The organism is Shewanella sp. VK101 (assembly GCF_056497865.1).
Map to the genome: position 1 here is coordinate 325,801 of NZ_CM151402.1, position 23,479 is coordinate 349,279.

At 54.5% G+C, this 23,479-nt stretch carries 18 protein-coding genes and 1 other RNA gene; 6 read left to right on the forward strand and 13 right to left on the reverse strand.

Annotated features, from left to right (window positions below):
- Positions 1–13 precede the first annotated feature (13 nt).
- The 4 genes from ACSHSR_RS01565 to ACSHSR_RS01580 all read right to left on the reverse strand — a co-directional run bounded on the left by ACSHSR_RS01565 (position 14) and on the right by ACSHSR_RS01580 (position 3,434).
- A complete protein-coding gene (locus tag ACSHSR_RS01565) occupies positions 14–583 on the reverse strand; it encodes a BON domain-containing protein (RefSeq protein ID WP_025011605.1) in 570 nt (189 codons plus the stop codon).
- Positions 580–1,173: a phosphoheptose isomerase gene (locus ACSHSR_RS01570; RefSeq protein ID WP_028780981.1), complete on the reverse strand. Its 594-nt coding sequence runs from the start codon at positions 1,171–1,173 to the stop codon at positions 580–582. The genes ACSHSR_RS01565 and ACSHSR_RS01570 overlap by 4 nt, the downstream gene beginning before the upstream one ends.
- Positions 1,174–1,269: 96 nt before the next feature.
- Positions 1,270–1,596: a YraN family protein gene (locus ACSHSR_RS01575; RefSeq protein WP_129980059.1), complete on the reverse strand. Its 327-nt coding sequence runs from the start codon at positions 1,594–1,596 to the stop codon at positions 1,270–1,272.
- An 8-nt stretch (positions 1,597–1,604) separates the two neighbouring features.
- Positions 1,605–3,434 (reverse strand): penicillin-binding protein activator, encoded by a 1,830-nt coding sequence (locus ACSHSR_RS01580; protein WP_479631186.1) that lies wholly within the window; start codon positions 3,432–3,434, stop codon positions 1,605–1,607.
- A gap of 88 nt (positions 3,435–3,522) precedes the next feature.
- Here ACSHSR_RS01580 and rsmI point away from each other — a divergent pair, with 88 nt between their 5' ends.
- Both rsmI and rnpB read left to right on the forward strand, forming a co-directional pair.
- Positions 3,523–4,365, forward strand: a complete 843-nt coding sequence (gene rsmI / locus ACSHSR_RS01585) for a 16S rRNA (cytidine(1402)-2'-O)-methyltransferase (protein WP_028780979.1) — start codon at positions 3,523–3,525, stop codon at positions 4,363–4,365.
- Positions 4,366–4,409: 44 nt separating this feature from the next.
- Positions 4,410–4,779, forward strand: an RNA gene (rnpB, locus tag ACSHSR_RS01590) — RNase P RNA component class A.
- 45 nt (positions 4,780–4,824) lie between these two features.
- On the opposite strand, the gene ACSHSR_RS01595 is transcribed toward rnpB, so the two are convergent.
- From ACSHSR_RS01595 to ACSHSR_RS01605, 3 genes are all read right to left on the reverse strand, one after another.
- Positions 4,825–5,619 (reverse strand): substrate-binding periplasmic protein, encoded by a 795-nt coding sequence (locus ACSHSR_RS01595; protein WP_082052759.1) that lies wholly within the window; start codon positions 5,617–5,619, stop codon positions 4,825–4,827.
- Positions 5,620–5,687: 68 nt separating this feature from the next.
- On the reverse strand, positions 5,688–7,337 hold the full coding sequence (locus tag ACSHSR_RS01600; RefSeq protein WP_025889320.1) for a BamA/TamA family outer membrane protein: 1,650 nt from the start codon (positions 7,335–7,337) through the stop codon (positions 5,688–5,690).
- Between the two features lie 156 nt (positions 7,338–7,493).
- Positions 7,494–8,714, reverse strand: a complete 1,221-nt coding sequence (locus tag ACSHSR_RS01605; RefSeq protein WP_215794111.1) for a threonine/serine exporter family protein — start codon at positions 8,712–8,714, stop codon at positions 7,494–7,496.
- Positions 8,715–8,930: 216 nt separating this feature from the next.
- On the opposite strand from ACSHSR_RS01605, the gene ACSHSR_RS01610 reads away from it, so the two are divergent.
- Positions 8,931–9,335 (forward strand): MAPEG family protein, encoded by a 405-nt coding sequence (locus ACSHSR_RS01610; protein ID WP_025011611.1) that lies wholly within the window; start codon positions 8,931–8,933, stop codon positions 9,333–9,335.
- Between the two features lie 175 nt (positions 9,336–9,510).
- Positions 9,511–11,877 (forward strand): YgiQ family radical SAM protein, encoded by a 2,367-nt coding sequence (locus ACSHSR_RS01615; protein WP_479631187.1) that lies wholly within the window; start codon positions 9,511–9,513, stop codon positions 11,875–11,877.
- A 57-nt stretch (positions 11,878–11,934) separates the two neighbouring features.
- Here the strand turns inward: ACSHSR_RS01615 and ACSHSR_RS01620 are convergent, their stop codons facing one another.
- Positions 11,935–12,546, reverse strand: coding sequence for a TetR/AcrR family transcriptional regulator (locus ACSHSR_RS01620; RefSeq protein WP_221055700.1), 612 nt, complete (start codon positions 12,544–12,546; stop codon positions 11,935–11,937).
- Between the two features lie 560 nt (positions 12,547–13,106).
- Between ACSHSR_RS01620 and ACSHSR_RS01625 the strand changes: the two genes are divergently transcribed.
- The gene (locus tag ACSHSR_RS01625) at positions 13,107–14,564 is read left to right on the forward strand and encodes an MFS transporter (RefSeq protein ID WP_115389409.1); all 1,458 of its coding nucleotides are present in this window, start codon (positions 13,107–13,109) and stop codon (positions 14,562–14,564) included.
- On the opposite strand, the gene ACSHSR_RS01630 is transcribed toward ACSHSR_RS01625, so the two are convergent.
- The 5 genes from ACSHSR_RS01630 to speFL form a co-directional block, all read right to left on the reverse strand.
- Positions 14,561–17,254: a DEAD/DEAH box helicase gene (locus ACSHSR_RS01630; protein ID WP_219012375.1), complete on the reverse strand. Its 2,694-nt coding sequence runs from the start codon at positions 17,252–17,254 to the stop codon at positions 14,561–14,563. The genes ACSHSR_RS01625 and ACSHSR_RS01630 overlap by 4 nt on opposite strands.
- 270 nt (positions 17,255–17,524) lie before the next feature.
- The gene (locus ACSHSR_RS01635) at positions 17,525–18,679 is read right to left on the reverse strand and encodes a porin (protein WP_144191263.1); all 1,155 of its coding nucleotides are present in this window, start codon (positions 18,677–18,679) and stop codon (positions 17,525–17,527) included.
- A 77-nt stretch (positions 18,680–18,756) separates the two neighbouring features.
- Positions 18,757–20,076, reverse strand: a complete 1,320-nt coding sequence (gene potE / locus ACSHSR_RS01640; protein ID WP_028780970.1) for a putrescine-ornithine antiporter — start codon at positions 20,074–20,076, stop codon at positions 18,757–18,759.
- Between the two features lie 58 nt (positions 20,077–20,134).
- The gene (speF, locus tag ACSHSR_RS01645; protein WP_025011933.1) at positions 20,135–22,300 is read right to left on the reverse strand and encodes an ornithine decarboxylase SpeF; all 2,166 of its coding nucleotides are present in this window, start codon (positions 22,298–22,300) and stop codon (positions 20,135–20,137) included.
- A gap of 269 nt (positions 22,301–22,569) precedes the next feature.
- Positions 22,570–22,701 carry a leader peptide SpeFL gene (gene speFL, locus ACSHSR_RS01650; protein ID WP_363325324.1) on the reverse strand — a complete coding sequence of 44 codons (132 nt, stop codon included), beginning with the start codon at positions 22,699–22,701 and terminating at the stop codon, positions 22,570–22,572.
- A gap of 407 nt (positions 22,702–23,108) precedes the next feature.
- Between speFL and ACSHSR_RS01655 the strand changes: the two genes are divergently transcribed.
- Positions 23,109–23,444: a YkvA family protein gene (locus tag ACSHSR_RS01655; protein ID WP_025011932.1), complete on the forward strand. Its 336-nt coding sequence runs from the start codon at positions 23,109–23,111 to the stop codon at positions 23,442–23,444.
- Positions 23,445–23,479 lie beyond the last annotated feature (35 nt).

Here is a 23,479-nt window from a genome sequence, read left to right on the forward strand (position 1 = left end):
GATATAAAGGGCGTTAAGGGGTGACGTAGTCGAACACCTTAATAACCTTACGTACTCCAGCGGTATTCCGGGCAATTTCTACTGCCAGGTCGGCTTGTTCACGCTCGACCAGGCCCAGCAGAAAGACTTCACCATTCTCTGTGATCACTTTGATCTTGGTAACATCCAGATTCTTGTCGTTGAGCATCCGACCCTTGACCTTGGTGGTGATCCAGGTGTCGTTGCTGCGGGTAGTGAAGGACGTTGGGTTGCCGATACGGATCTGATTGTGGATCTTGCCACCCAGTTGCAGCTCTTTGACCAGCCGAATCGCCTTGTCCCTGAGCATGGAGTTGGGCGCCTGACCTATCATCAACACATTGCCGTTCATGCTGACCCCGGTGATATTGGTCTGATTCTTCAGATCATCTTCCGCTCCCAGTACACTGGAGATACGAAAATCGGCATTGGTGTCATCCAACTGGGTCTTGAGCGAACGCTCATCGTTAACCACCATGGCGCCGCCAACTGCACCCACCATTACGGCTCCGGCACAGCCGGTCAAACTGGTAAGCAGTAGACACAGGGGCAGCAGACGTCTCATTGATGTTCGTCCTGCGGGAACAGGGTGCGGTCAATGTTGTCGCACAGGCAATGGATAACCAGCAGGTGCACTTCCTGAATGCGGGCCGTGACATTGGAGGGGACGCGGATCTCCACATCATTGGTGCTCAGCAATCCGGCCATGGCGCCGCCGTCTTTACCCGTGAGCGCTACTATGGTCATATCCCGGCTCAGCGCGGCTTCCATCGCTTTAATGACGTTGCCTGAATTACCGCTGGTGGAAATGGCCAGCAGTATGTCACCGGGTTGACCCAGTGCCAGTATCTGCTTGGAAAACACTTCGTCGTAGCTGTAGTCGTTGGCGATGGCCGTCAGGGTAGAAGTGTCTGTGGTCAGAGCTATGGCCGGCAGAGGTGGGCGTTCCACTTCATAGCGGTTCAACAGCTCGGCTGAAAAGTGCTGGGCATCACCGGCGCTGCCGCCGTTACCACAGGCAAGGATCTTATTGCCACCCAACAGACATTGCACCATCATTTCTGCGGCCTTGGCGATAGACTCTGGCAGCGCCTCTGCGGCGTCAATCTTGGTCTGAATCGACTCGGTGAAGCTGTCTTTGATACGTTCTAACATGGATAAGTCCTTCACTATCAAGTGTTGCTATCATGCCATAGGCCGGGGGCTTTGTTCAGGCATTAAAGTGTAAATTTGTTTCGGGTTAAGCGCTTACTAAAAAGCGTCCTGTAGCCATTGTACCTTGCCGGCATCAATGGCCAGTAGATCGAAGCGACAGGGGGCATTGATCCTGTGTTGCTGCAGATACTGGCTGGCGGCTTTGCGAAGCCGGGTTATCTGGGCCTGGCTCAATGACTGCAAAGCACCACCGAATCGGCTGGGTGAACGGTATTTTACCTCAACAAACACCCATTGGCTGCCCTGTTTCATCACCAAGTCCAGTTCGCCGAAATTGTAGCGCACATTCTGTTCGACAAAGGTCAGGCCCTGTTGTTCCAGATAGCGGCGAGCCAGACGCTCGCCTTCCTGTCCCAGATCCATAAGCTGGCTTACAGTGGCCGCAAAACGCCGCGCTGGTATTTGGCCCAGCTGAGCTGACGATCGATCACGCCATCCGGGCTCACCGTCAGTTGGCCGCTGCGGCCACTGTACTGGTATCCGGGGAAGGCATGCATCTGGGCCAGACGATTGACCAGCTGCAGGGCATCATAGCCCATCACATACAGGCGTTTTTGGGCATTGCCCCAAGTGGGCCACAACTTGTTGACCGCTTCGGTTTCTTCACTGGCCTGCAGCAACCAGGGGATATCACTGATGGTGATATTGTTCAGTTCAATCGCGGTTTGCTTGGCGTTGTCTTCCTGACGGGCGCGGCTACTGGTATACAGTGGCACCTGCTCGGCAAAGACACTAAAGTTGACATCGATAAAGGGTTTCAGCAGCGGTAAGTCCTGAATCCCCGAGATCATATAGATGGCATCGATATCGGTACGGGAGCGGAAGTCGGCCTTCACCTTACTGCCCAGCAGTGCCTTAATGGCTTGGATCCTCGCCTTGCTGTCAGTCACGCCAAGGGCTTCTTCCACGGTTTCGCGCATCTTGTCACCGTTATCATAGAAGTGAACCTCGGCATCACTGTCGGTCAGCTCCATCCAGGTCTGCTTGAAGCTCTGGGCCATACGTTGGCCTACGGCATCATTGCTGGCCAGCAGCAGTGGCACCTGTATGCCATCCTGATACATGCGTCTGGCGGCATCGCTGGCTTCCTGAGTGGGAGACAGGGCGAAGTAGTACTTATTCTGTTGCGGTTGCAGCTTATCTATTTGATTGAGAAACAGTTGCGGCGGGGTATCTGTCTTTGCAGCTTGCTGGGCCGCCATCACCTGTTCCACTTCGTTTTGCAGCAGCGGGCCGATCACAAATTCGGCGCCGCTCTGCAGCGCTTGCTGGTAGGCTTTGTCGGCACCTTGGGCCGTGTCGAAGAAGTTGAGGCTGACATTGCTGTCCGGGTCGCTCAGATAACTGGCCAGTATGCCCTGACGCACAGTGTTGGCGACCCCGGCTCTTGGGCCCGAAAGTGGTAGCAGCACGGCGATATTGCTGGGTCTGTATGGCTTGGCACTGAGCGCCAGCTGCAGATCCGAAGGCAACTGTACCGCCGCAGGATGATAAGGATTACGTTTCTGCCAATCACTCAGCTGGCGGATCAGGCTTGAGGGATCCACCGCGTAGTGTTTGGCCAGATAAGCCAGCTGCAGCCAGCCGGTAAATACGGCATCGCTCTCTTGAGCGGCAAAGCTCTGCAGGGTTTCTTCCTGCAGTGGCTTGAGCAATTGCCAAATTTCATCGTTAACCTCGCCGGTCGCCTTCACCGGCAGATACTGACTGAGCTTACTCAACTCACGCACTTGCTCCACGGGTTGCTGGTTGGCAGCAAATAGTCGGGCACGGGCTTGGTGATAACTGGCCCATTGCCAATCGGCCAGTTGCCAATTACCGGGGTAATTCAGGGTGCTCAGGGCCTCGGCGTTTTTGCCGGTCAGTTCTTGCAGGCGGGCGCAGAGAAAACGGTGCTCGGCCTGGATTTCATCCACCGGGCTCAGCCCGGCCTGCATTGAACGCAGAATATCTGCAGCGGCATCTGTATCACCTTGCTTGAGGTAAGCATTGGCGGCCAACAGCAGGTAACGCTCGCGGTTTTCCTTGCTGGGCGCCTTGGCGGCAAATGCCAAATACTCGGCCGGGGCTTGCGGGGCACTGACCAGAGAAACGACGGCCAGCTGATCTTTGTCTGCCGATGGCGTGCTGCTACAGCCCCACAGGCTGGCAAGCAAAATCGCAGCAGAAATGTATTTAACTCTATTCAGGCTTTTTAACACAGGGCTTCACTCTGGTAAGATGCTGGCTCTAGTTTAACCTTCTATTGTGCCTGACGAAAGTCTCGGCACTTTCATCTCCGAGGTAGTTATGGACCTGTCGGTCGCGCTGTATATAGTTCCCACTCCCATAGGCAACCTAGGGGACTTGAGCCCCAGGGCTCTGGAAGTACTGAATCAGGTGGCCTTGATCGCCTGTGAAGACACTCGCCACAGCGGTAAATTGCTGAGTCACTTCGGCATAGACACCCGCACGACAGCGCTGCATGACCACAATGAACGTGCCCGGGCGCAGTGGATTGTCGAACGCCTCGGCGAAGGTGAAGCCATAGCGCTGATCAGCGATGCCGGTACGCCGCTGATTTCCGATCCCGGCTATCACCTGGTATCCCATGTGCGCGCCGCCGGTTATCCGGTGATTCCGCTGCCTGGCCCTTGCGCCGCCATTGCCGCGCTGTCGGCATCTGGCTTGCCCTCGGATCGCTTTTCGTTTGAAGGTTTTTTGCCGGCCAAAGACAAAGGGCGCCAGGATAAACTGCTGGCGCTTAGGGAAGACCCGCGCACCCTGATTTTCTATGAGTCTCCCCACAGAATTCTGCCCAGCCTCAAGTCGCTGGTGGAGGTCCTGGGGCCGGATAGGCAGATGGTGATGGCGCGGGAACTGACCAAGACCTTTGAAACCTTCCTCTGCGGCACCACGGCCGAAGTGCTGGCGCAGGTAGAAGCCGATGCCAACCAGCAGCGCGGTGAAATCGTGCTTATGCTGCACGGTTTTGTCAGTGAAGAAGCAGACGAAACGCCCGCCGCGGCGCTGGATACCCTCAAACTACTCTGTGATGAATTACCGCTGAAGAAGGCGGCCGCCATTGCGGCACAGATCCATGGGTTGAAGAAAAACGCTCTCTATAAAAAAGGGCTGGAGCTGGGCTGGTAAGGAAATGCCTTGGTGTGAGGCTCGCTATGGGCTATAATCCGCGCCGAGTTGGCCGGGCAGTCGCTGCGTTCGCAAGAACGGGGAGGAAAGTCCGGGCTCCATAGAGCAGGGTGCCAGATAACGTCTGGGCGGCGTGAGCCGACGACCAGTGCAACAGAGAGTAGACCGCCTGCCTTCGGGCCGGTAAGGGTGAAAGGGTGCGGTAAGAGCGCACCGCGCGGCTGGTAACAGTTCGCGGCACGGTAAACTCCACCCGGAGCAAGATCAAATAGGGTTCCACTATTCTTCGGAATTAATGCGTGGCTCGCGTTGGAACCGGGTAGATTGCTTGAGCCTGTGAGCGATTGCAGGCCTAGAGGAATGACTGCCGCTCCTTCGGGAGAACAGGACCCGGCTTATAGGCCAACTCACCAAATAAAACGAGGCCGTCCGTGTTATCACGGGCGGCCTTTTGCTTTTCTACTCGAGTGGAATGTTCATGGCTTGGGCTTGCTCAGGCTGCCATTGGGCCGGTTCAACCTGCCAGCGCTGCAGTAACTGGTGCCAGGCTTCTCCCTGCTGCAACTCCAACAACAGCCGATTGAAGCGGGCTATGGTCTGTCGGTCATTATGACGGATATCGAATGCCAGACAGTAGTAAGTCTTGGGTTGGCTGGGTAGATAGTCCAAGCCTTCAATCCCCTGTTTCCCTGCGTACCAGCGACCGACATCCCGGTTGACAAAATAGGCATCAAAACGCTTTCTGGCGAGCATTTTCAGTGGTAACTCATCGCTTTGTGGAAAGGTAACCACCTGCATGGGGGGAACTTGTTGCCGGATCAGTTCCTGATTCAATTTTTGCAGGGCATTGTGGGTATTGGATGGTGAGAATACTGCCACACGCTGATCCGATAGCTGCTGCATCTGCTTCAAACTCAGTGCCTTGAGGCTGAAGAAACCATATTCAGACTGCAACAGGGGGACCGAGAAATAGTATTGTGAGGTGCGATAATCTGCCCAGGCTAGCCCCATGGCACCGGTTTCTCCCGAGTTCATCTGTTGCCTGGCGCGGCGATTGGGCCACAGCTTGAGTTGGCAGCCTTCCTCCCAGCGCTGGCAGGCCAGGCGAGTCATCTCTACCATGACGCCCTTGAGTTCTCCTTCTTCCTGAAAGCTGTATGGCGCAAAATCAAAAAAGGCGATTTTCAACGTGCTTGCCTGTGCCGATATCAGGCACGACAGGCCGAGCAGTACGGAGGAAAGGAGTTTTTTCATGTCAGGTCCAGGTTGCTGTGACCCTTCAAGTTTAGTGCAGAGTTTGCCGCTGGGGTGGCAGAGTCAGCCTAGAAACTCTGCTTCACTTGAAAGCGCCATTCCCAGCCGTCCACTTCCTCGCCCCGGGTAAAGGGCACGCTGAAATCGATATGGGCGACATGACCATAACTGGAACGGGAAGAGTAGATTCTGGCACCTATGCCGATAGAGCCTATGGGGCCTGAGACTTCGTTGTCATTGGCCATGGCACCCCCAAAGGCCTGACCGACATCGATAAAGGCGGCCCAGCCCAATTCTGCCAGTTGGTAAAGGTTGATATTGGGGTAATAGCGGATTTCGCCGGTCAGCAGCCATTGATTGTCACCGTGCTGGTAGTCGTTGGGATAACCGCGAATGCCGGTTTCATCCCCCAGCGCAAAGGGACGGTCGATATAGTTGTTGTTGGAGTTGGACAGCCGCACCTTGGAATAGGCGGTCCACTTGGGGGTGAACTTATAGAAATACTCGGCGGCAACATTCACTTGATAAAAGTCCCGTTGCCGGGTGGCCAGGGTGGCTTCACCGCCAAATGCCAGCAATAGCAGCTCCTTGCCCTCAAAATAGCCGCGACTGCTGCGCCAGTTGAGGTGATAACCCAGGCTATCACTGTCTTTGGTTTCCAGCCCCAATTTAACGCTGTGATGCCAGCCGAGGTTGAAGTCTTCGTTATAGTTGACCAGGTGAATATTGGTCAGCACCCGAAAGTCATCCTGCAGGTACTCCCATTCTACCCAGGGGTAGAGAAAGTCTCTGTCCTGAGGCAAGGGCTGCTGCGGGTATTGAGGTAGGGCGTGAAAGCTGTGCTTATCCTGGGTGACTCCAAGGCGTAATCTTTGCCGACTCTGGTTCTCTTTGGCGAACATAAAGCCCCAGTAGAGGTTGCGATAGCGGATCTCTTCATCGAACTCGTTGATGTCCAGGCCGTTTTGGCGAATGGTGTCGATTCTGTCTTCATCCAGATACTCGGCACCGTAGGCCCGGGTGTCGTCCAGGGTATAGAAAGGCTTGTCGAAATACAGTTGTTTGGCCTGACCATCGCTGTTGTCATAGAAGTTGGCCGCCACAGTGGCATTTTTGATGATGTTCAGCGGCATTTCGAACGCGACTTTGTAGCCGGTTCTGTCCTCGTCGGATTGATACTTCAAACGGGTGCGGATCCCCAGACCCAGAATATTGTCGTCTTTCAACCCGACGGAGAAGCTGTTGTTGCCGCCGCTGCGCCCCAGGCTGATAGTGGGCAGCAGCGACCATTGATCCCAGGTTTCCACCAGCAAGGTTTCACCATCAGGCTGTTGATCGGCACTCGGGTCGGCCTTGACCACAGAGATCCTGGCGTCTCTGAGATAGGCTTCACGCCTAAGAATTCGCTGCGCTTCTTCCAATTGCTTTGGGGTCACTTCCTGCCCCTCCTGGATACTGAGGCGATTGAGGATCACCGACTCCCGGGTATTGATATGCAAGGCGTTGGCCCAATTGTGCAGGAAGATGGCGTTGTCGGCAGACTCGTCGAAAATTGGGTTGCTGACCACCACAATTTTGCCAACCCTGAACCGCTCAGGGAGTGGATTTTGGCCTTGGGAAGACGAGGTGGTGCTATCGCCTTTGGTGCCGGTTTCGGCCAAAACGGAGAGGCTGGCAAACAGGGTTGCCAGAAGCAAGACACTGCGGCTTGTTGCCATAGACTGCCTCCTCTCGGTAGTGAATATCGGGCTGATATTCACACTTCAATAACACAACCGAATAGGCGGTTAGTCAAGGCGACCTTCGAAATAAAGTAATGATTTAGCTTGTAATAAATTACCACCCTCCGGCGCGAATGCCCACGGCAGCAGCGTTTAGAGGGTGTTTCTCGGCGGTACCACCACGTTGGAGAAGATAAGCCCGGCGATCAGTGACATAAATATCAGAAAGATTTGCGACCCCAGATGCGACTGGTTCAACATGGTTTCACCCGAGATCAGCACATTGAGGCCGATATAGGTCTTGGAGCCAGGCACCAGGATGACTATCCCCTGTAGCAGAGCTATGGAGGCCGGTGCCTTCATCCAGCGGGCAAACAGGTTGGCGTAAATACCCACGGCCAGGGCGCCGAAGAAGATCCCCAGAGAATCCCCCAGATAGAGGCCGCCGAACATTGCGGAGAAGAAGGCCACAATGCCGGCCAGTACGCCCCAGGGGGCATCTTTGAGCCTGGCCTTGAAGATGAACACCAGCGCCATGGAGAGGATGGGCACCGCCGACCAGATGGCCCAGCGAGGCAACGGCATGGGCTCAATATAGAGGGATTCGCCGAACAGGGCATTGCCTATTGCCACGCCGAGTACGGCGCCGAAGTAGAGTTTGAATAGCAGCATTACCGCATCCATGATCCTCATGGTGCCTGACATAAGATCCCTTGCCGCCAGTTCGGCCAGGCCCAGGGTCAGCGCCAGGCCGGGAATAAAGACGATGATCCCCGACAGTACCACCACGGGGATATTCAGCCCGGCATCCAGTTGCGCCAGGCCACAGGCGGCGAAACCGGCCAGCATGGCGGCCAGAGGCTCCAGCAGTTCGGCCATCCGCCGCGAGCGTTCGGCGCTGAATACCAAGCCATAGACCAGCATGCCTATCAAGGCCGACCAGAACACATCATTCCAACTGCTGCCCATCAGCATGGCAAAGGCGGCGGCCGAGGTACCAAAGGAGCCCAGGGTTAACATGGGGCCATAGGGATTGGGCTTGTTGGCTATCTCATCCAGCCGTTCCAGCGCTTCACTCAGGCTGCGTTGCCCCAGGCTCAGCTCCTGCACTAAGGCGTCGGTGCGGGCCAGCGACCCCAGATCCAGCTCGCCGGGTTTGACCCTGGCAACATGGTTGTATTCCTGATCTGTATCGTGTTGCAGCACAAAGGTCATCGAAGTGGGGGAGATCAGAAAATAGCCTTCGATGCCGAGCGTCTTGGCCACTGTCTGCAAGTGGGTTTCGAGCCGATAAGCCGGGGTGCCGAACTTATGCAGAGCCTTGCCCAACTTGATGATAAAACGGCGCTTTTCAATGAATTCTTGATTATCCACTCGGTTTCCCACTGTGCCCTTGATTGGATGGACGGCTTTTTGCCCGCGCGGATTCTACAGCAAGGGGGCAGAATCTGGTTAATGACATTTTAAAAATTATTTCCTTTATGTGAGCTTAAGTGCAAGCTTGTTGCGTTAAGGTTGATTGGCTGCGCTTGGACAGCGTCGCATCAGCCAAGGCTGAACAGAGAATTTTAAAAGGAGATAAAAGAACTTATGTCATTGTTTATATCGGGTTTTTATGCCGCCTTGACGGGGCTTTTGGTCTTGGCTTTGGCTTACCGGGTGGTGCGGTTGCGCCGTGCTTACAAGATAGGCCTGGGCGATGGCGGCAACGATGCACTGCATTTGGCCAACCGGGTGCACGGTAACCTGCTGGAAAATGCCCCAATAGCCTTGCTGCTTTTAGTGCTGGCCGAAGCCAACGGCATGGCCGGCGTTTGGTTACATCTACTGGGGACGATTTGGCTGGTGGCCAGATTGCTGCATGCCATAGGTCTGACCCAAGGCAAGGGCGGTTACCACCCGGGCCGTTTTCTCGGCACCTTGTTCACCTGGATAAGCATACTCGTGCTGGCGCTGTTTAACCTCTGGCAGTATGTGGGGCGCTTGTTGCTCTGAACCCGAGAGAAGCCACAATCCTAGTAGGGCCTTGGCTTGCAGGCACAAACAAGGGGCACAAATAGTCGGCAGTTGGTGAAAAATTAGTCACACTTAACCAGGTTAGCCTGTTATACTCCGCGGCCCTGAGGCAGCGTGGCTGCCGTGTGTCGAATCCTCTGATGGTCAGTCTCAAATGCAAGTCGAATCCAGCTTATTTCAGTATCCCAAGTATTGGGCCGAGTGTTACGGCACGGCTCCCTTTCTGCCCATGTCCCGCAAGGAGATGGAACAACTGGGATGGGACAGCTGTGATGTGATCCTGGTGACAGGCGATGCCTATGTGGATCACCCCAGTTTCGGCATGGCGGTGATTGGCCGTTTGCTGGAAGCGCAGGGATTCAGAGTGGGGATCATCTCGCAGCCGGATTGGTCCAGCAAAGAGGCCTTTATGAGCCTGGGTAAACCGAATCTGTTTTTCGGGGTCACTGCGGGCAATATGGATTCGATGATCAACCGTTATACGGCCGATCGTAAACTGCGCCACGACGATGCCTATACCCCGGGCAATGAAGGCGGCAAGCGCCCGGATCGCGCCGTGACTGTTTATACCCAGCGCTGTAAGGAAGCCTTTAAAGAGGTGCCCGTGGTCATAGGCGGTATCGAGGCCAGCCTGCGGCGGATTGCCCACTATGACTATTGGTCCGACAAAGTGCGCCGCAGTGTGATTTTTGATGCCAAGGCCGACATCCTGATCTACGGTAATGCCGAGCGGCCGCTGGTGGAAGTGGCGCACCGTCTCGCCAAGGGTGAAACCATGGCGCAGATGCAGAATATCCGCGGCACAGCGGTTATCCGAAAAGAGCCACTGCCAGAATGGCGCGGCATGGACTCGCGCAAGATAGATCAGTTGCACAAAATTGACCCCATCCCCAATCCCTATGGCGCCGATGATGTCGGCTGCCAGAACTTGTCCGGGCCATCCGACAAGAAGATCTTCGACAACGACGCTCCCAAGCCCATCAGTGTGCAGCCACCCAAGCCAAGGCCCTGGGAGCAGACCTATGTGTTGCTGCCGGCCTTCGAGCGGGTGAGTGAAGACAGATACCTGTACGCCCATGCATCGAGGATTTTGCATCAGGAGCAAAACCCAGGTTGTGCCAGAGCCCTGTTCCAGCCCCACGGCGACCGTGGTGTTTGGGTCAACCCACCGGCCTGGCCGCTCAACACAGATGAGATGGATGCGGTATTCGACTTGCCTTACGCCAGGGTGCCACACCCGGTTTACGGCAAGGCCAAGATCCCGGCCTACGACATGATCAAGACCTCGATCAATATCATGCGAGGCTGTTTCGGTGGCTGCTCATTTTGTTCGATAACCGAGCATGAAGGGCGGATTATCCAGAGCCGCTCGAAAGAATCCATTATCAAAGAAATTAAAGATATACAGCAGAAAGTGCCTGGCTTTACCGGGGTGATTTCCGATCTCGGCGGCCCAACGGCCAACATGTATCGTCTCGGCTGCAAGAGCGAAAAGGCCGAAAAGACCTGTCGGCGCTTATCCTGTGTCTTTCCCGGCATCTGTGGCCATTTGGACACAGATCATCAGCACACCATAGATCTTTACCGCGCCGCCCGGGATGTTCCCGGGATCAAGAAGGTGATGATCGCCTCCGGCGTGCGTTATGACCTGGCGATTGAAGATCCGCGTTACGTTAAAGAGCTGGCCAAGCACCATGTGGGCGGCTATCTCAAAATAGCACCGGAACATACCGAAGAGGGGCCTTTATCCAAGATGATGAAGCCAGGTATGGGCACCTACGACAAGTTCAAGGAGCTGTTCGACCAATACTCGGCCGAAGCGGGTAAGCAGCAGTATCTGATCCCCTATTTTATTTCGGCTCACCCGGGCACCACGGACGAGGACATGCTCAACCTGGCGCTGTGGCTCAAAGAGCGTAAGTTCAAGCTGGATCAGGTGCAGAACTTCTACCCATCGCCTATGGCCAATGCCACAACCATCTACCACACAGAGCTGAACTCGTTGAAAAACGTCAAACACAGCAGCGAAGAGGTACCGGTGGCCAAGAAAGGGCGCCAGCGGCGACTGCATAAGGCCTTGCTGCGCTATCACGATAGCGCAGGTTGGCCGCTGATCCGCGAGGCGCTTATCGCCATGGGGAAACAGCATCTTATCGGCACCGGGCCACAGCATCTGGTGCCCCCGGAAGGCCGCGCCGAAGCCTGGGCCGGTAAGCATAACCGCAAGGGGGCCGACAAGGGCCGCCAGGGACTCACCCGTTTCAGCGACAATCAGTTTGCAGAGCGCAGCGGCAAAGCCGCCAAGGGTAAGCCAACCGAAGGGGCCAAAGGCGGTAACAAGGCCGGAAAAGGCAAGGGCGGCGACCACACAACAACAGGCAAAGTGGCAACAGCTAAAGGCTCCAAGCCCGGCAGTGGCAAAGCCAGACCCGGAGCCAGGCCTGTCTTTGGCCATGCTCAGAGCCATACTCAGGGTAAAAGTCAGGGTAAAAGCCAGGGCCAGAGTAAGAAATCAAAGTAAAAACCAAGACGATAGAGGGCGCTAGCAAGCCTTTGTTCTAAACAAGGGCTGCGTAGGCTAACATCCCAGCAGACGCCGGAATTCCAGTGACAGATCTTCGCCGAGTTGTTGCGCCGTCGCTTGGCGGTCCTTGATGCCGTTATGCATGGCGTTATCTACCGCGCCATGCATGCCGTGATAGAGGATGATGGCGCTCAGCTCAGGCCTTTGCAACTGCCAGGCGCCATGGCGCTTGCCGCTTAGCAAAAGCTCAATAATCTGCGCCAACACCCGATCCCGCTCACTGTTGCCGTGACCGTGATAATAGTTGTCATGGAAGAGCAGGTCGTGCAGCTCTATACCGGCCAGATAGGCGTTGACACTGGCCCGGCACCAAACATCCAGTCGTGTCGGCCAGTCATCGCTATCGCAGGCATCCATTGCCAGTTGCACCTGCTCGACAAAATGCCGGCTAAAGCGTTGCCGCAGAGCCGAGAGTATCTCCGGCTTGGCATTGAAGTAGTGGTAAAAAGTCCCCTTGGCGACCTTGGCCTCGCGCACTATGTCGCTGACTGTAGTGGCTTCAAACCCCTTCTCAATAAATAACTTCTGGGCCGCATCCATGAGTTCATCGAGACGAACCTCGGCCGGTTTGGTACGTGGAGCTCCCGGGGTGCTGTTATTTGTCATTAGCCATACCACTCAATATAAGAAGTTTGATCTGCCAGGAAACTGCGTCGGCCAGGATAATGTTTTTCTTGGCCGATTGGCCGCCAAATTCTTTCATACTCGCCGAGTGAATCAAGCCCCTGTGCATTAGGAAGGTGCGAACAAATCCCATGTGTACTCTGCGTCGGCTTACGGGGCCTGAATGCAAGGCGTGGTTTGCAGTAAATGGCCCTAGTCCTTTGCAAGAAGCACAACACAGCAGGCAGGCTTGTAAGCCACGCCCTTCGGGGCTTTCACAGCAACCGGCTCTCTGCGTTATCCGACTTAGACAGGCCCCGGCATGCCTTCAGTCAGATGCCTTGAACGCCAATTGCTGTGCAAGCCACTCTCTACAAAAGAGAAGGCCACGAGGATTTGTTCGCACCTTCCTTAGGTCGGAATCGGCATTCATCCTACCTAAAGTGCTGATCCAAGGCCAGATGCCGACCATCCAGTGATTGTAAATGTCATTGACCGACGGTCGGTCGAAATCTATATTGAGAATTATTCTCAACAATTGCTAAGTTTCAAGGAGGAACAGCATGTCTTCTCTGCGTCAGGTCGCTCTGCTTGCGGCCATCTGTCTGGGCACTTTTATGGCGACTCTGGATATCAGCATAGTCAATGTTGCCCTGCCGACCATGAAACAGGAGTTGGCAATCAGCATGGCGGATTCCCAATGGGTGGTGAACGCCTATGCCCTGTGTTTATCGGCTTTAATTCTTTCTTCCGGGCCGCTGGGGGACCGTTTTGGCCGCAAGTTGTTGTGGCTCTGCGGGGTCGTGCTGTTCACTCTGGGTTCAATAGCCTGCGCTATGGCAGACTCTCTGTGGCTGTTACTCCTGGGAAGGGTGATTCAAGGGATTGCCGGTGCCGCCGTTATCCCGGGAGCCCTGTCTCTGTTGACCCACGCCTTTTCTGACGTTGGCGCCCGCACCCGCGCGATAGGCATCTGGTCATCGGTCAGCGCCCTGTCTCTGATACTGGGGCCGATAGTCGGCGGTTTGCTGGTGCAGCATGTGGGTTGGCAGAGTATTTTCTGGATCAATGTCCCCATAGGCTTCATCGCATTACTGCTGGGGGCTTGGGGGCTGGACGAGAGTGCCGACCCGGAACAGGCGGCACTGGATTTTGCCGGGCAGTTGCTCAGCATACTCTTCCTTGGGGGACTGACCTATGGCCTTATCGGCTTGGGTGAGCATGATTGGTTGAGTTATCACACCTTGGTGCCGCTGTTGTTGGCCGCCATTTTGTTTGCGGTCTTTATCCGGGTTGAACTTAAGGCGCCGCGGCCACTGCTGCCGCTGAAGCTGTTTCGGCAGCGGGACTTTAGTTGCTATAACTCGGCTTCCTTTGTGTTGGGCTTTTCTGCCTACAGCAGCGTGTTTTTTATGTCGCTGTTTTTTCAGGAAGCGCAGCGTTGGGATGCTGCCGAGGCCGGTTGGCGGATGGCGCCCGAGTTTATCGCCATGGCTGTGGCGGCCATGGGGTTTGGCCGCCTGGCGGCGAACTTTGGAGTCAGGCGACTGATGAATCTGGGGTATGGATTGATGGCTTTGGCGCTCATGTTGCTGTCAAACCTGCAAGGGGAAACGGCTTATTTTCTGACGGCGGGCTATCTTGCCCTGCTTGGTTTGGGAATGGGGCTGGCGGTACCGGCAACCAGTGAGCTGGTGATGGCCAGTGTCGGAGCTCAGCGCTCGGGCATGGCTTCGGCCACCATGAATGCCGTGAGGCAGACGGGTATGACCTTGGGGATCGCCCTCTTGGGCACTCTGATGAGCCGGGTCATCTACACGGCCAAAGAGACTGAAAGTGGGGGACAGTTTGATCCGAGTGGGATAGCAGCGATAAATCATCAGGCGGTTGCCGCCGGCTTTGGGGTCGCCATGTTTTGGGCCGGCGTGCTTTGTTTGGGGATGACCTTATGGTTACTGCTGCTGCGTCATCCCCGTTTGGGTTCGCTTGCGGCCGCCAAAACCGCTTCTGATGATTGTTAACTCTGGGGTTCCCGAGTCAGCTTACTGCGAATGCGCTCGATACAGGCACCGGGATTCTTCAACCAGAGTCCATAGCTGATGGGCAACATGGGCACCTTGGCCCGCTGCAGTATCTTGTATGTGTCCAGTTCAAAGAAGTCCATCCAGGGGCCGGGAAAGCCGATGAGATCCAGCGCCAGATACTCCCCCTGCCAGCGGCAGAGGATATCCACCTCTGTGCCGGCTATCTCATAGCCCGGCCAGGTTTCGATATTGTGCCCGGCCAAGGCGTCACAAAGCTGGCGCTGAAACTGATCCAACTGGTCATTTTGCCTGTGCCGAGCATTGAATTGACGGCTGGATTCCAGATAGAGGCGCAGCAGTGAGTTGCTCGGCAGCTCTTGGGCCGCTACCGAAACAAACAGGTGCTGTTGTTCCCTGGCGCGGGTAATGGCTACATTGAACACATCTTCGCGGTTGAGATATACCGCGGCTCTCTTGCTCTGTGGGTCAACGGCGAAGGAGAGATACATAATGTCGCGCTCCTCTCCCTGAAAACCAAAGGGGGTGTCGGCCCGCAGGCGATACTTTTCCAGCTCGGTGGCGGAAAACTGTTTGAACAAAGCATCGGCCAGCGCATCGGCCTGAGCCCTAAAAGGCGATAACACTCCCAGCGACTTGGTCATTCCCGCTTGTTCGCAGCTGTCTATCTGCTGCCTTATCAGGTTGCACAGTGCACTGATTTCAGCCTGGTTGACTCCCTGTTCACTGCGCTCGCCCATCACTGAGTGCAGATGCAGATGGCCACTGCTGGTACAGGGTCTGTGCTGCATTATCCGTAGCCGCTGCTGATAAAACTGCGAGTTGCTGAAGCTGATAAGCTCGGGAGCGCTGCGAAAGTGCTCATCGAGAAAAGCGACCTGCTGCTGGGAGGCTATCTGCTCGGCCACCAGATCCAAAATCGATTTATCGCGATAGCTGCAGATGCCGGATTGCGCTGTGGACACGCCATGCAGTTGTTGCAACGCCTGCTCTTTGCTGCGGGACAGGAAAGAGATATGCCTGAGCTGCTTGCCATCGCCGACCACCAGTGCCCGTTTGGCCCGAAACAGCGCCGGTAAAGCGCTGGTGATATTGCTCTGGCTGGCTTCATCGAAGATAACCAGATCGAATAGCTCCCGCTGCAACGGCAACACCTTGTGAAGGGTGTTGAGGCTCACTAGCCAGATGGGAAACGCCTGCTGCAACACCTGGTAATCCAAGGTATCGAACAGTGCAAACTGCCGCTGTGAGGTGCGGGAACGAATCGCTTGATTGAAAGTTTGCAGCTGTTGCCTGTGGTTGTTCAGCAAGCCGGCGACCCGGCTGGCTTTGACATTTTGCAGCAACTTGGCCGCCAGCGCCTCTTTGGTTGTCAGGCTATCGTTCAACTCATCCAGAGTGTCCCAATGTTGGCTCAGGTTTTCCATGCTGTGGCCAAACAGAGCAAGATAGAGCTGCAACAACCAGCGCTGCTGTGAGCGCTCCAGTTTGTGCAGCCTTTGACCGCGGCGAATGGCGCGGCGTAAAAATCGCAGCAGCCGGCGTTCTGAGTTGTCCAGTTGCCGGTTCAATAAATTGAGCTGGCTTTCCAACTGCCGCGGGGGTGTGTGCTCAAGTGAATGATAGCCGTCCAGCAGATTGCTGAGATAATCCTTCAGCTGTTTCAGGAAGGCCTTTTGTCCCGCCCGCAGGCTGATGTCCTTGAGCCCGAACTGACTCTCAAGCTTGTCGTTAATGACATCGAGCGCATGCTCGTTGTTGGCGACGATCAGCACAGACTCGCCCCGGGCCATATGTTCGGTCGCGACGGCGGCTATGGTATAACTCTTGCCTGTTCCCGGCGGCCCGACAACGCAGCCAAGACTGTGGCCGGCGCCTATCTCCAGCACTTGCTGCTGTGCCCGGGACAAGAGGCAGGGCAGGTACTGGCTTTTGAGGCGGCGCTTGGCTTCGGCCTTGGGTGGCAGTTGTGTTCCCATCAGATTCTGCAGCGGCGCCGAGAGTTCGGCCGCATTCATCATGGCAGAGATCTCATGCAGAATGCCGCGACTGGCGCTGGGGCGTTTCAGAAACACCAGTGCCGATGCCGGCACCAGAGTTAACTTACGCTTGCGGGTCAGGCGGGCGAGGCTGTCATAGCCTGTCAGTTTGGGGAATCCCAGCAGTCCCAGGGTATCTATGTTCTGGTGGCTCTGGCTCAACAGCGAGGTCCAGCTGTCGGGGTGCTCGGGAGCGAAGATGGCGTCAAAGCCGGCTTCCATAGTGTCTTCCGGCAGCAACAGCCGCAGCAAGGGCTCGTTAATCTGCAGGGCCCCCTCTTTGAGGGAAACATAGAAGCTGCCGTCATCCTCTTCCAACTGGGCTTCTTTAAAAACCAGAGGGCTGAGTACAGTGCGGGTCTGCCCCTCTTCCTTTAGCTGGCCGACCACGAAATGGGAAACATAGAGCAGTTGGCGCTCGCGCTGGTACATGGCGATTCTGGGCAGGAGCTGCGCCCCGGCTTCATGGGCGATTGGCTGTCTTGGCAGGAAGCCTGAAAGCAGCGAATCCTCGCCCTCAATAAATAGCCTGTCTTCCTGGTTTAGTTTGCCAAGGTGCCACAGATTAAGGTCGACACAATCTTCCTTATAGCAATCCTGGTAGTAAGCGAGTAATGGTTTGGCGGGCATGACCTTGGCTACTTTTTTACGTTGGCGCGGCTGCGTCCACTGAAGCCGCGGGATGGCAAGTATCCTAACGGTTTAGGCGTAAGCTTTCCAGAAATGCGCCATGATGCCGGTCGTTTTGAGTGGAGCCTGGGGGCATATCTCCCGCCAATCTTTTCGGTTTCAAGTAAAAAAAACCACCCTGGAAGGAAGTGGGGTCAGGGTGGCCGAGCGTGCCTGGCAAAAAGGGTACTGCCAGCAATGGAGCGGGAGTGTGCCGCTATAGAAGTTCAGTTAAAAGAAGTAGTTGATCCCCACTGCGAAGTTATTGTCCTGGGCGGCATCTTCGGCCGGGTCATCCATGTCGCTGAAGTCCAGTTTGGCCTCAAAGAACATTACAGTGTCTCTGCTGTATCTATAGTGCAGACCCACCATGGCAAACTGGCGGCGCCAGTTCCCTTGAATGGCGCTATGCTGATCTGTATCCAGATCCAGGTAGCTCAGCATGGCAATGGGCACAAAGCCGTTGTCGTATTGGTAGGCCACCATCAGCTCGGCGCCGGTGGCGTCGTACAGTTCACCGCCAACCAGTTCGTTGTTGTCACTCTTGTGGGCGTTGAAACCCACATACAAACCGCTGGCTTCACGGTTGGGTGCATAGTGATAATAGTCGCCATACATGGCACCTATGCCTACTATCTGGTTGGTCACCTTGAGTTCGCTGCCTTCCAGGTGGCCATCGATATCACCACGGTTGAAGCCGGCCAGCAGTTTGAACTTGTCAGTGACGCTGTAGGTCAGGCTGGCACCGTAGCTGGAATCAAAGTCCAGTTCAGAGTTGGCCAGTGGTTCGCCATTGTTGTCCTGTACCGAGACCTCACCATCTTGCTTGGCGGCGTATTGCAGTGCCAGATGCAGCGGGCCAAAGTCATTGCGGTATTGGAATGCGGCATCGGCGCGCCCTGTACCCGTCAGGCCACCATCGCCGAAGGTGTAAGCGCCGACGGCATAACCGGCCACGACATTGGGTAAGTCAGTGGTACCGGCCACATCATAATAGGCGCCCCACTGCTTCCCGAAGGTCAGGCTACCCCAGGTATCGTGGGACAGACCGACATAACCCAGGCGGTTGTTAAGGAAGTCATCGGTTTTCTCTGCGGCGAGTCTGCCGCCCTGTAGCACCAGATTGTCATCACTGGTGACCATGTTGATGCCCCATTCGGTGACCGCATAGGCGGTCCAGCCGTTGCGCTCTTTACGCTCGAAGCTCAAACGTATCCTTGACGTGTCGTCAATTACCGAGGTCTCGTGGCCATCATTGTAGGCGGCGAAACCCAGCCATCCGCTGATGCCAAAGCTATTGGTATCATCGTTGTACAGATCGATTGCCTGGGCTGAGCCGCAGAGCAGCAGCGCAGGGATTGCCAGCGCCAGTATTGTCTTGTTCATAGTCCACCTCATCCAATATTGTTATTGATTTAACTTTTAGGTGGGCGCGCACGCAGGGGAGTGCACACCCGTAAGCCTTAAGCGTGTTTCAATTTTTGCTTGTCGTTTTTGTTGGAAATAATGCCGAACAGGGTCCAACCGAAGAAGGTTGCGATAGAACCCAGCATTACGGCGGTTTCCCCTGAGCTATAGAGGGCATAGAAGCTGTACAGGGCACCAATTACCGCCATAAAGTTGGCAATTCGGGCCTGTTTTACAGGGATATTCAATTGCTTTTGCATCACACCCAGAGCAGCCATGGAAAGGATGTAAGGGATGATGTTGGTGACCACGGCCAGGTTAACCAGCGCCTCAAACTGTTTGCTCAGCGATGGGCTGATGGTCATCAGTGACAGTACGGTTTGTACCGAAACGATGATCAGCATGCCGACAACCGGGGCGTCTTTCTTGGTTACCTTGGAGAAGGCTTTAGGGAAGAAACCTTCATCGGCAGATGACTTGAACACCTGGGCGATGGTGAACTGCCAACCCAGCAGGGAACCGGTACAAGAGATGATGGCACAGGCCATGACGATGGAACCGATAGTGGGGTTGAACATTTGCGCAAAGGCCAGACCGAAAGGTGCGTTGGACAGCGCCAGCTCACCGTTGGGCACAATACCGGCGATCACGTTGGTAGAGATGATATAGATAACCGCTGCACCTATGGTGCCGCCCATTACCGCGATAGGCACGTTTTTCTCTGGGTTCTCTACTGCTTCAGAGTTGGCACAGGCAGATTCCAATCCCAGGAAGGCCCACAGTGTCATGGCGATTGAGCCACCCAGAGCCTTGAAGAATGGCATGTCGTGGGGGTTCCAGGCCGCTTTGTACAGGTCAAAGTCGAACCAGAACCAACCTATGAGGGACACCCCTATAACCGGAATGATAATCCCCCACACGGTAACACTGGATACCTGACCTGTGATGCGGGCACCACCGAAGTTGGCCACAGTGGCCAGCCAGAGCACACCTATTGTGGCCAGACAGATAGCGATGGGGCTGAGTTCGACACCGAACAGCACGGCACCATAGCCCACGGCGGAAATCGCGATGGCCACGTTGGCGATCAACAGAGATACCGCATAGGTATAGTTGGCCATAAAGTTGCCACTGCGACCGAAGGCATACTCGGCATAACCGCCCATACCACCGGATTTTTTGCTGAACATACCGCACTTGGCAAAGGCGTAGGCCAATGCCGTTGAACCCGCCGCCGTTACCAACCAGGACAGAATTGAAATCGTTCCCACCTGAGCCAGCTGGGTTGGCAGCATAATGATACCTGAGCCCATCATGTTCACTATGGTGAGTATGGTTAGCTGAACCACGCCAATTTTATTATTTGCTTTGCTCATAATTATTTACCTAAGTCATGTTGCCAGGTGGCGGGGTGCCATGCCCCGCCGCTTATGGTTAAGCTTTCAGGACATAGCCCATGGCCTGTTGCCGGCCTTCAGGGGTTTGTTCCAGATACACGCCTTGCAGCTCAGGTGAGAAACCCGGCAGCAGATTGATCCCTTCTTCCAGGGCGAGGAAGTAACGTTGAACTGCGCCACCCCAGATCTCGCCGGGAACCACACAGAGCACTCCCGGTGGGTAAGGCAGGGCGCCTTCGGCCGCGATGCGTCCTTCCACCTGTGACAGGGGCACCAGCTCCACATTGCCGCGGATAAACTCTATGTTGGCTTCCTGTGGGTTCATCACGGCTTTGGGGAAGTGGGCCTGGCGGAACATCTCTTTTTGCAGCTGTTTTACATCATGGCTGACATAGAGGTCATGCATCTCCTGACACAGCTGGCGTATGGTGTAACCCTGATAGCGTTCCTTGTTGGCGTTGTAGACATTGGGCAGCACTTCAGACAGCGGCGCATCTTCATCGACCAGCTTCTCGAAGCGGGCAATCTGAGATACCAGATGCTGCATCTTGGCCATGTTTTCGGCCGGGGTGATCAGGAACAGAATCGAGTTGAGGTCGCACTTCTCCGGAATGATGTTATTTTCACGCAGGAAGTTGGCCAGAATCGTCGCCGGAATACCGAAGTTGGTGTACTTGCCGGTTTCGGCATCGATACCCGGAGTCGTCAGCAGGAACTTACAAGGGTCGACGAAGTATTGGCCTTTCTCATATCCCTCGAAGGCATGCCATTTCTGACCGGGTTCGAATTCGAAGAAGCGCAGGTCATCGGCCATCTGTTCGGTTTCATGATCCTGCCATGGGGTACCTTCTATCATTGGCGGAATGAATGGCTTGATATATTTGCACTTTTTCAGCAGTAGTTTACGGGCTTCGATACCGGCTTTCACCGCCTCACGCCACAGGAAGCGGCCACTGGCGCCTTCGTGCATCTTGGCGTTGACATCCAGTGCGGCAAACAGCGGATAGAAGGGGCTGGTGGAGGCGTGCAACATAAAGGCGTTGTTGAAACGTTTATGGTTGCAGTATCTGTCCTGGCCCTTGATATGGCTGTCTTTCTTGTGGATTTGCGAGGTTTGTGAGAAACCGGCCTGTTGTTTGTGTACCGACTGGGTCACCAGGATCCCCGGATCTTCTGCGGTCAGCTCCAGCAACAGCGGTGAGCAGTCGTTCATCATGGGTATAAACTGCTCATAGCCCACCCAGGCGGAGTCAAACAGTATGTAGTCACACAGGTGACCTATCTTGTCCACGACCTGACGGGCGTTATATATGGTGCCGTCGTAGGTACCCAGCTGGATCACCGCCAGACGGAAGGGGCGCTTGGCATCGGCACGGCTGGGGTCAACCTTGCGGACTTCTTCGCGCAGATAGTTTTCGCTGAAACAATGGGCATCGATACCGCCGATAAAGCCGAAGGGGTTACGGGCAGTTTCCAGATAAACCGGGGTAGCACCGGCCTGGATCAGCGCTCCGTGGTGGTTTGACTTATGGTTATTGCGGTCAAACAGTACCAGATCGCCCTTGGTCAGCAGCGCATTACACACCACCTTGTTGGAGGCTGAAGTGCCGTTGAGGACAAAGTAAGTCTTGTCGGCATTGAATACTTTGGCGGCATGCTTCTGGGCATCACAGGGGGCGCCTTCGTGGATCAACAGGTCGCCCAGTCTGACGTCGGCGTTACACATGTCGGAGCGGAATACTGTTTCGCCAAAGAAATCAAAAAACTGACGGCCAACAGGGTGCTTACGGAAGAACTGGCCGCCTTGGTGTCCTGGGCAGGCAAAGGTGGAGTTACCCATTTCCACATATTTCTTCAGTGTACCGAAGAAAGGTGGCAGCAGGGCCTGCTCATATTTATTGAGCGCGGTTTCTACCTGTTTGCCGTAAAACTCAGTACTGCTGCTGGCGCACAGCTCAAATACGCCGGTAATGGAAGAGCAGATATCATCGGGAAAGGCTTCTTCACAACATACGGCAACGAAGATCGGCAGTTTCAGGCCTGTGTTATTGATTTTGTCAACTATACCGTTATTAACGTCTGTGACTGAAACAACCACGGCACCAATATCGCAAAAGTCGGTAGTTAATACGTTGACCACTTCTCTTTCAGTATCAAAACAAGAACGAACAGATAAACTTGCTGCAATTTTTAGTGATTTCATAAAATAACCTTATTTAAAAAAGTCAGCAGGGCTCGTATCGGAAAATAAATTCCAATATTAAAATTTAGATAAAGTCAGCCCTGGGCTGATATATTCAAGCAGCGATATTTATGTAAGGCGTAGAGATACCATGACGAATGCTTCGTCAGAGAATAAGGTATAAGAAAGCCTTACCGTTACGCGTGCAGGATATTACCGGCCGAGTAAAAGCAACTAATTGTATGTATTGGGGATGCTAAGGAGATGGATGCGCGGAGCAGCCTATCTCCTCAGTCAGCGATGATTGAGGCGGGGAAAAAGTAGGAGTAGTCAAAATAGTCACGATGGGTTGGCATCATGATATGTCGGGTGCGCCTTATATGCGCCATGATTTTGGACTTTCTCTTCATATACAACTCCATTACGTTTAGAGAAAAGCACTGGTGATAACTTAATTGCGAGTTTATATCCGGCCAAAAAATAAAAGTATGAGCTAAGTCATAGTTCCAATCACTTGTGAAAAAGTGTATCTGCTTATTTTAAATTTTTATTGTTTTTAATGAGTTGTACCAAAAAACTACACTTTATATTTATATATTGTTTTGGTTATACATAAAATAAGGAACATTTAAAATAAATGGATATGTATGATATATCGATATATTTGAGATTATATTGCGATTATTTGATTAAATATTCACTTTATTAAGACTGTTGCATAAAGGTAAATGAGTCGGCGGATTATTCCAGTATCAGATATTTGTATGGTGCTTGACGTTGTCGGGGCCAGGGTTGAATACTGTCCTCTATATCAGCAGTGGAGAGTGAGATGGAACAAGAGCAGTACAGCGACAGTGGTTTCTGGGCCAAACTCAAGGGTTATGCCAGGCAGGCCGGCAGGGAGGTAGTGCAAAAGGCGCTCTGGCTATACTATGCCGCCCAAAGACCCGATACCCCCAAATGGGCCAAGACGGTGATCTTTGGCGCCCTGGCGTATTTCATTACTCCCTTGGATGCCATTCCGGATCTGACGCCCTTGGTGGGTTTCAGTGATGATCTCGGTGCGCTGGCAGCGGCACTGACCATGGTGAGCCTCTATGTGAATGCCGAGGTGAAGCAGGAAGCCGATCAGACGCTGAAGCGCTGGTTTGGGGATGAGCAGTAACTCAAGGTTGGCCGTCCCTGGCCCAATGGAGAAGG

Coding starts and splice junctions, on each gene's coding strand:
- ACSHSR_RS01575 (WP_129980059.1), bottom strand. CDS start 1,596: ATGGATCTGGGACAGGAAGGCGAGCGTCTGGCTCGCCGCTATCTGGAA.
- ACSHSR_RS01635 (WP_144191263.1), bottom strand. CDS start 18,679: ATGAACAAGACAATACTGGCGCTGGCAATCCCTGCGCTGCTGCTCTGC.
- ACSHSR_RS01625 (WP_115389409.1), top strand. CDS start 13,107: ATGTCTTCTCTGCGTCAGGTCGCTCTGCTTGCGGCCATCTGTCTGGGC.
- potE (WP_028780970.1), bottom strand. CDS start 20,076: ATGAGCAAAGCAAATAATAAAATTGGCGTGGTTCAGCTAACCATACTC.
- speFL (WP_363325324.1), bottom strand. CDS start 22,701: ATGGAGTTGTATATGAAGAGAAAGTCCAAAATCATGGCGCATATAAGG.
- ACSHSR_RS01630 (WP_219012375.1), bottom strand. CDS start 17,254: ATGCCCGCCAAACCATTACTCGCTTACTACCAGGATTGCTATAAGGAA.
- speF (WP_025011933.1), bottom strand. CDS start 22,300: ATGAAATCACTAAAAATTGCAGCAAGTTTATCTGTTCGTTCTTGTTTT.
- ACSHSR_RS01565 (WP_025011605.1), bottom strand. CDS start 583: ATGAGACGTCTGCTGCCCCTGTGTCTACTGCTTACCAGTTTGACCGGC.
- ACSHSR_RS01615 (WP_479631187.1), top strand. CDS start 9,511: ATGCAAGTCGAATCCAGCTTATTTCAGTATCCCAAGTATTGGGCCGAG.
- ACSHSR_RS01655 (WP_025011932.1), top strand. CDS start 23,109: ATGGAACAAGAGCAGTACAGCGACAGTGGTTTCTGGGCCAAACTCAAG.
- ACSHSR_RS01600 (WP_025889320.1), bottom strand. CDS start 7,337: ATGGCAACAAGCCGCAGTGTCTTGCTTCTGGCAACCCTGTTTGCCAGC.
- ACSHSR_RS01620 (WP_221055700.1), bottom strand. CDS start 12,546: ATGACAAATAACAGCACCCCGGGAGCTCCACGTACCAAACCGGCCGAG.
- ACSHSR_RS01610 (WP_025011611.1), top strand. CDS start 8,931: ATGTCATTGTTTATATCGGGTTTTTATGCCGCCTTGACGGGGCTTTTG.
- ACSHSR_RS01595 (WP_082052759.1), bottom strand. CDS start 5,619: ATGAAAAAACTCCTTTCCTCCGTACTGCTCGGCCTGTCGTGCCTGATA.
- rsmI (WP_028780979.1), top strand. CDS start 3,523: ATGGACCTGTCGGTCGCGCTGTATATAGTTCCCACTCCCATAGGCAAC.
- ACSHSR_RS01570 (WP_028780981.1), bottom strand. CDS start 1,173: ATGTTAGAACGTATCAAAGACAGCTTCACCGAGTCGATTCAGACCAAG.